Annotated in this window: 6 protein-coding genes; 5 read left to right on the top strand and 1 reads right to left on the bottom strand. The window is 73.1% G+C overall.

The window, feature by feature from the left end; all coding sequences use genetic code 11:
- The 3 genes from AC51EU_RS08400 to meaB form a co-directional block, all read left to right on the top strand.
- A partial coding sequence (locus AC51EU_RS08400) for a methylmalonyl-CoA mutase family protein (protein ID WP_496266058.1) occupies positions 1-1,291 on the top strand: 1,291 nt, incomplete at its 5' end.
- Positions 1,291-3,513 (top strand): methylmalonyl-CoA mutase, encoded by a 2,223-nt coding sequence (scpA, locus tag AC51EU_RS08395; protein ID WP_496266057.1) that lies wholly within the window; start codon positions 1,291-1,293, stop codon positions 3,511-3,513. The genes AC51EU_RS08400 and scpA, both read left to right, overlap by 1 nt.
- A gap of 13 nt (positions 3,514-3,526) precedes the next feature.
- Positions 3,527-4,519: a methylmalonyl Co-A mutase-associated GTPase MeaB gene (meaB, locus tag AC51EU_RS08390; protein ID WP_496266056.1), complete on the top strand. Its 993-nt coding sequence runs from the start codon at positions 3,527-3,529 to the stop codon at positions 4,517-4,519.
- A 103-nt stretch (positions 4,520-4,622) separates the two neighbouring features.
- On the opposite strand, the gene AC51EU_RS08385 is transcribed toward meaB, so the two are convergent.
- Complete coding sequence (locus tag AC51EU_RS08385; RefSeq protein ID WP_496266055.1) at positions 4,623-5,135, bottom strand: ATP-binding protein; 513 nt, start codon at positions 5,133-5,135, stop codon at positions 4,623-4,625.
- A gap of 196 nt (positions 5,136-5,331) precedes the next feature.
- On the opposite strand from AC51EU_RS08385, the gene AC51EU_RS08380 reads away from it, so the two are divergent.
- Both AC51EU_RS08380 and AC51EU_RS08375 read left to right on the top strand, forming a co-directional pair.
- On the top strand, positions 5,332-5,574 hold the full coding sequence (locus tag AC51EU_RS08380) for a DUF397 domain-containing protein (protein WP_496266054.1): 243 nt from the start codon (positions 5,332-5,334) through the stop codon (positions 5,572-5,574).
- A 111-nt stretch (positions 5,575-5,685) separates the two neighbouring features.
- Complete coding sequence (locus AC51EU_RS08375) at positions 5,686-6,594, top strand: Sco1979 family transcriptional regulator (RefSeq protein WP_496266053.1); 909 nt, start codon at positions 5,686-5,688, stop codon at positions 6,592-6,594.
- The last annotated feature ends 86 nt before the right edge of the window (positions 6,595-6,680 follow it).

The raw sequence follows: 6,680 nt of genomic DNA, 5'->3' as shown, positions 1-6,680 counted from the left end.
GCTGACGGACGGTCTGGAGTCGGCCGCGGCGCTGGCGGTGCGGTGCGCCGCCGAGGCCCCGGGGCTGCGGGCGCTGACGGTGGACGCGCTGCCGTACCACGAGGCGGGCGCCTCGGCGGCCGAGGAGCTGGCGTGCTCGCTGGCCACCGGGGTCGCGTATCTGCGGGCGCTGACGGACGCGGGGATGGGCGTCGAGGACGCCTGCGCCCAGCTGGAGTTCCGTTACGCGGCGACCGCGGACCAGTTCCTGACCATCGCCACCCTGCGGGCCGCGCGCCGGCTGTGGGCGCGGGTCGCGGAGGTGTGCGGCGCGGCGCCGGCGGCGCGGGCGCAGCGTCAGCACGCGGTGACATCCCCGGTGATGATGACCCGCCGGGACCCGTGGGTGAACATGCTGCGGACCACGGTCGCGGGGCTGGCGGCCGGTGTCGGCGGCGCGGACGCGGTGACGGTGCTGCCGTTCGACACGGCGGTGGGGGCGCCGGACGCCTTCGCCCGCCGGATCGCCCGCAACACCCAGTCGATCCTGCTGGAGGAGTCGCATCTGGCGCGGGTGATCGACCCGGCGGGCGGCTCGTGGTACGTGGAGTCGCTGACGGACGAGCTGGCGCGGACGGCCTGGGCGTACTTCCAGGAGATCGAGGCCGGGGGCGGCCAGGCCGCCGCGCTGCGCTCCGGGGCGGTCCGGGAGCGGCTGGCGGAGACCTGGCGGCGCCGCTCCGCGGCTCTCGCCACCCGCCGCGAACCGATCACCGGCGTCAGCGAGTTCCCGCATCTGGCGGAGAAGCCGCTGGAGCGCGAGGCGGCGCCGGCCCCGGCGGGCGGCGGGCTGCCGCGGGTGCGCCGGGACGACGCGTACGAGGCGCTGCGGGCGCGGTCCGACACACGTCTGGCGTCGGCCGGCGTACGCCCGAAGGTGTTCCTGGCGGCGCTGGGCCCGGTGGCCTCGCACACCGCGCGGGTGGCGTTCGCCGCCAATCTCTTCCAGGCGGGCGGTATCGAGCCGGTGCGGGAGGACGGCCCGGTGGACGCCGGGTCGGTGGCGGAGGCGTTCGCGCGCAGCGGGGCGTCCGTCGCGTGCCTGTGCGCGAGTGACGCGGTGTACGCGGAGGAGGCCGCGCCGGTGGCGGCCGCGCTGAAGGCGGCGGGTGCGCTGCGGGTCCTGGTCGCGGGGCGGCCGGGCGAACGGCGGGAGGACTTCGTACGGGCCGGCGTCGACACGTTCGTGTTCGCGGGCTGCGACGCGGTCGAGGTGCTGTCCTCGGCCCTTGACGTCATGGAGGTGGCGTGATGGAGGAGACGACGCGGCGGGCGGGCGCCGTCCCCGACTTCAGCGGCGTGGAGCTGGGCCCGGTGGCGGGCGGCGGGGACGCCGGGGCGTGGGCCGAGGCCGTCCGGGAGTCCACCGGCAAGGACGCCGGCGAGCTGACGTGGGAGACCCCCGAGGGCATCGGCGTCAAGCCGCTGTACACCGCCGACGACCTCGACGGCCTGGACTTCCTGCGCACCTACCCGGGCATCACGCCGTATCTGCGCGGCCCGTACCCGACGATGTACGTCAACCAGCCGTGGACGATCCGCCAGTACGCGGGCTTCTCCACGGCCGAGGAGTCCAACGCGTTCTACCGGCGCAATCTCGCCGCCGGGCAGAAGGGCCTGTCGGTCGCCTTCGACCTGCCCACGCACCGCGGGTACGACAGCGACCATCCGCGGGTGACGGGCGATGTCGGCATGGCGGGGGTGGCGATCGACTCGATCTACGACATGCGGCAGCTGTTCGAGGGCATCCCGCTGGACCGGATGACGGTGTCGATGACGATGAACGGCGCGGTGCTGCCCGTGCTGGCGCTGTACATCGTGGCCGCGGAGGAGCAGGGCGTACCGCCCGAGAAGCTGGCCGGGACCATCCAGAACGACATCCTCAAGGAGTTCATGGTCCGCAACACCTACATCTATCCGCCGCAGCCGTCGATGCGGATCATCTCCGACATCTTCGCGTACACCTCGCAGCGGATGCCGCGCTACAACTCCATCTCGATCTCGGGGTACCACATCCAGGAGGCGGGCGCGACGGCCGACCTGGAGCTGGCGTACACCCTGGCGGACGGGGTGGAGTACCTGCGGGCCGGCCTGGCGGCGGGGATGGACGTGGACGCGTTCGCGCCGCGTCTGTCGTTCTTCTGGGCGATCGGCATGAACTTCTTCATGGAGATCGCCAAGCTGCGGGCGGCGCGGCTGCTGTGGGCGCGGCTGGTGCGGCAGTTCGACCCGAAGAACCCCAAGTCGCTGTCGCTGCGGACGCATTCGCAGACGTCGGGCTGGTCGCTGACCGCGCAGGACGTGTTCAACAACGTCACCCGTACCTGTGTGGAGGCGATGGCCGCCACCCAGGGGCACACGCAGTCGCTGCACACCAACGCGCTGGACGAGGCGCTGGCCCTGCCCACCGACTTCTCCGCGCGGATCGCCCGCAACACCCAGCTGTTCCTCCAGCAGGAGTCGGGCACCTGCCGGGTCATCGACCCGTGGGGCGGCAGTGCGTACGTGGAGCGGCTCACCCATGATCTGGCGCGCCGGGCCTGGCAGCACATCGAGGAGGTGGAGGCGGCCGGCGGGATGGCGAAGGCGATCGACGCGGGCATCCCGAAGCTGCGGGTGGAGGAGGCCGCGGCCCGTACCCAGGCGCGGATCGACTCGGGCCGGCAGGCGCTGATCGGTGTCAACAAGTACCGGGTGGACAGCGACGAGGAGATCGAGGTCCTCAAGGTCGACAACTCGTCGGTGCGGGCCCAGCAGATCGAGAAGCTGAAGCGGCTGCGCGCCGAGCGCGACGAGGCGGCCTGCCGGGACGCGCTGCGGGCGCTGACCGCGGCGGCCGCTTCCGGTCCCGGGCAGGGCCTGGAGGGCAATCTGCTGGCGCTGGCGGTGGACGCGGCGCGGGCGAAGGCGACGGTCGGGGAGATCTCGGACGCCCTGGAGTCGGTGTACGGCCGGCACTCGGGCCAGATCCGTACGATCTCCGGTGTGTACCGAGACGAGGCGGGCCCCTCCTCGGGTGTGGAGCGCACCCGGGCGCTGGTGGCCGAGTTCGAGCGCGCCGAGGGGCGCAGGCCGCGCATCCTGGTGGCCAAGATGGGCCAGGACGGCCATGACCGCGGGCAGAAGGTGATCGCGACGGCCTTCGCCGACCTGGGCTTCGACGTGGACGTCGGCCCGCTGTTCCAGACGCCGGCGGAGGTGGCCCGGCAGGCGGTGGAGGCGGACGTCCACATCGTCGGGGTGTCGTCGCTGGCGGCGGGGCATCTGACGCTGGTGCCGGCGCTGCGCGAGGCGCTGGCGGAGCAGGAGCGGGAGGACATCACGATCGTGGTGGGCGGGGTGATCCCGCCGCAGGACGTCCCGGTGCTGCGGGAGATGGGGGCCGCGGCGGTGTTCCCCCCGGGCACGGTGATCCCCGACGCGGCGCACGACCTGGTGCGGGACCTCGCGCGGGCCCTCGGCCACGCGCTGTGAGCCGGGGCGTGTCATGGCGGTGACGATCGATGTCGCGCGGTACGCGGAGGGGGTGCGCGCGGGCTCCCGGGCCTGGATCGCCCGCGCGGTCACCCTGGTGGAGTCGACCCGTGCCGATCACCGGGAGGCGGCGCAGCGGCTGCTGGTGGAGCTGCTGCCGCACGCGGGGGCGGCACGCCGGGTGGGGATCAGCGGGGTGCCGGGGGTCGGGAAGTCGACCTTCATCGACGCGCTGGGCACGTCGCTGACCGGTGCGGGGCACCGGGTGGCGGTGCTGGCCGTCGACCCGTCGTCGACCCGTACGGGCGGTTCCATCCTGGGCGACAAGACCCGGATGGAGCGGCTGGCGACGGACCCGGGGGCGTTCGTCCGTCCCTCCCCCACGTCCGGGACGCTGGGCGGGGTGGCGCGGGCGACCCGTGAGTCGATCGTGGTGATGGAGGCGGCGGGTTATGACGTCGTCCTGGTGGAGACGGTCGGTGTCGGCCAGTCGGAGACCACCGTCGCCCAGATGGTCGACACGTTCCTGCTGCTGACCCTGGCCCGTACCGGCGACCAGCTCCAGGGCATCAAGAAGGGTGTGCTGGAGCTCGCGGACCTGGTGGCGGTGAACAAGGCGGACGGTCCGCACGAGCGGGACGCGCGGGCGGCGGCCCGTGAGCTGTCGGGGGCGCTGCGGCTGATGCAGCCGCCGGACGCCGTCTGGACGCCTCCGGTGCTGACGTGCAGCGCCCGTGAGGGGACGGGCCTTGAGGCGGTGTGGGAGCGCGTCGAGCAGCACCGTGCGCTGCTGGAGTCGAGCGGGGCGCTGGCGGAGCGGCGGCGGGCACAGCAGGTGGACTGGGCGTGGACGATGGTCCGCGAGCAGCTTCTGGACCGGCTGCGGGCCCATCCGGAGGTGTGCCGGCTGGCGCCGGAGGTCGAGGCGGCGGTCCGCGCCGGGACGATCACGGCGACGATGGCCGCCGAGCGGCTGCTGGCGGCGTTCGGCCCGGCGGAGGGGTGACGCCGGGGCGTTGACGCGGGGGGCTTGACGCGGGGCCGGGGGTCTCCCGGCGGCGCCGTGTGCGGCGGACGGCCCGGCGCGGTGCGGCCGGTGCCCTCCGTGGTCAGCCGCGGGGGGCCGAGACCGTGGCCCAGACGGTCTTGCCGGTGCTGTCGGGTGTCGTCCAGCCCCAGGCGTCGCTGAGTTCGTCGACGATGCGCAGGCCGCGGCCGGACTCGGCGAACGGGTCGGCGGGGGCCATCACCGGCGTCGCGGCGCCGCCGTCGGAGACGGCGCAGAGCACACTGCTGCCCTGCCGGGTCAGCGCCAGCCAGGCAGGGCAGTAGGGGCGCGGTTCCGGGGCCGCGACGCGCGGGGTCCCGGCGTTCCGTATGCCGTACCGCAGGGCGTTGCTGACGAGTTCGGAGACGACGAGGGCGGCGTCGTCGGCGAGGGCCGCGCACATCCGCCAGCCCTCCAGGGTGGCGCGGGTGAAGCGGCGGGCCTCGGCGACGGTGCGGCCGGAGGCGCTGAGCGCGCAGGCCGCGAAGCCGTCCGGTTCCGGCAACCACCAGCCTTCGTCGCGGGGTTCCTCCCGGAGGGCACGGTGCACGGTCTCTGCCGGATGTGTCGTCATCACGATCTCCGCGAAGGGGATTTCGGGTCTGGGAACTGTTGCGTGTGACAGCTAATATCCTCGTCAGCCGTCCGCTGCTGCAAGTGCATCTGCAATTACATCGGTAAGGACGGTGGCTCAGGGGCTTGTTCACGCCAATGTGCGGACGGGCCCGGAATCGTCCGGGGGCGAGGGCCCCCAGCAAGGAGCGGTCGAGATGGAGTCGGTGCCCAACGGCATAGCGGCGACCCGCATCGAGAACGTCGAGTGGCGCAAGAGCGGCCGCAGCAACCCCAGCGGCAACTGTGTTGAGCTGGCGGTCCTCGCGGACGGCCAGGTCGCGGTGCGCAACTCCCGTCATGTGACGGGGCCGGCCCTCGTCTACACCCACGACGAGATGGTGGCCTTCGTCCAGGGCGCCAAGGACGGGGACTTCGACGATCTGGTGGGGCTGAGGTAGCGCCCGGCCGGTCCTGTCCGGCGCATATGACGCGCGGATAGTCGGTCCACTGTACGGATCCGGAACCTGGTGGGGCACTGGGCGCTCGCCCGACCATCCAGGGAGTCAGAAATGATCGCCGCGCAGCCGAGCCGGGAACCCTCCCTGCGCCACTATCTGGAGCACCCGCGCGGCGGGCCGACGGTGCTGCGCATCGTGCTCGGCACCCAGCTGCGACGGCTTCGCGAGAAGGCCGGCATCACACGTGAGGCCGCCGGGGACGCCATCCGCGGCTCCCACGCCAAGATCAGCCGTCTCGAACTGGGCCGGGTGAGCTGCAAGGAACGCGATGTCGCCGACCTGCTGACGCTCTACCACGTCACGGACGAGCGGGAGCGGGCCGACTTCCTCGCGCTCGCCCGGCGGACCAGCACCCCGGGCTGGTGGCACCAGTACAACGACGTACTGCCCGGCTGGTTCGAGACGCACATAGGTCTGGAGGAGGCCGCCTCGGTCATCCGCACCTACGAGGTGCAGTTCGTACCGGGGCTGCTGCAGACAGCGGACTACGCCCGCGCGGTGGCGCGGCTGGGGCATCCGCGGGCGTCGGCCGACGACGTCGAGAAGCGGGTCGCGCTGCGGATGCGGCGGAAGCAGTTGCTGACGGCGCCGCACGCGCCCCGGTTGTGGGCGGTGATGGACGAGGCGTCGCTGCGGCGCCCGCTGGGCGGGGCCGAGATCATGGCCGGTCAGTTGCGGCATCTGCTGGAGCTGGCCGAACTGCCCAATGTCACGCTCCAGATCGCGCCGTTCAGTCTCGGCGGTCTCGCGGCGGCGGGCGGTCCGATCACGATCCTGCGGTTCCTGGAGCCGGACCTGCCCGACATCGTCTACCTGGAACAGCTGACCAGTGCGCTGTACCTCGACAAGCGCGACGACGTCGACCACTACCTGGCGGTCATGGACCGGCTGAGCGCGCAGGCGGACGCGCCGCGCGCGTCGCTGGCGCTGCTGGAGAAGATGCTCGCGGAACTGCGCTAGCGGTGCCGAACGCGCGGGGCGGGGCCCTGTGGGGTCCGCCCCGCGCTTCGTCCGTGCGCCCCTCCGGGCAGGAGGAGGGTCACGGA

The sequence above is a fragment of the Candidatus Streptomyces philanthi genome (genome assembly GCF_059553635.1).
The sequence above is the reverse complement of the archived record's forward strand: the minus strand, read 5'-3'. Positions and strand labels throughout refer to the sequence as shown.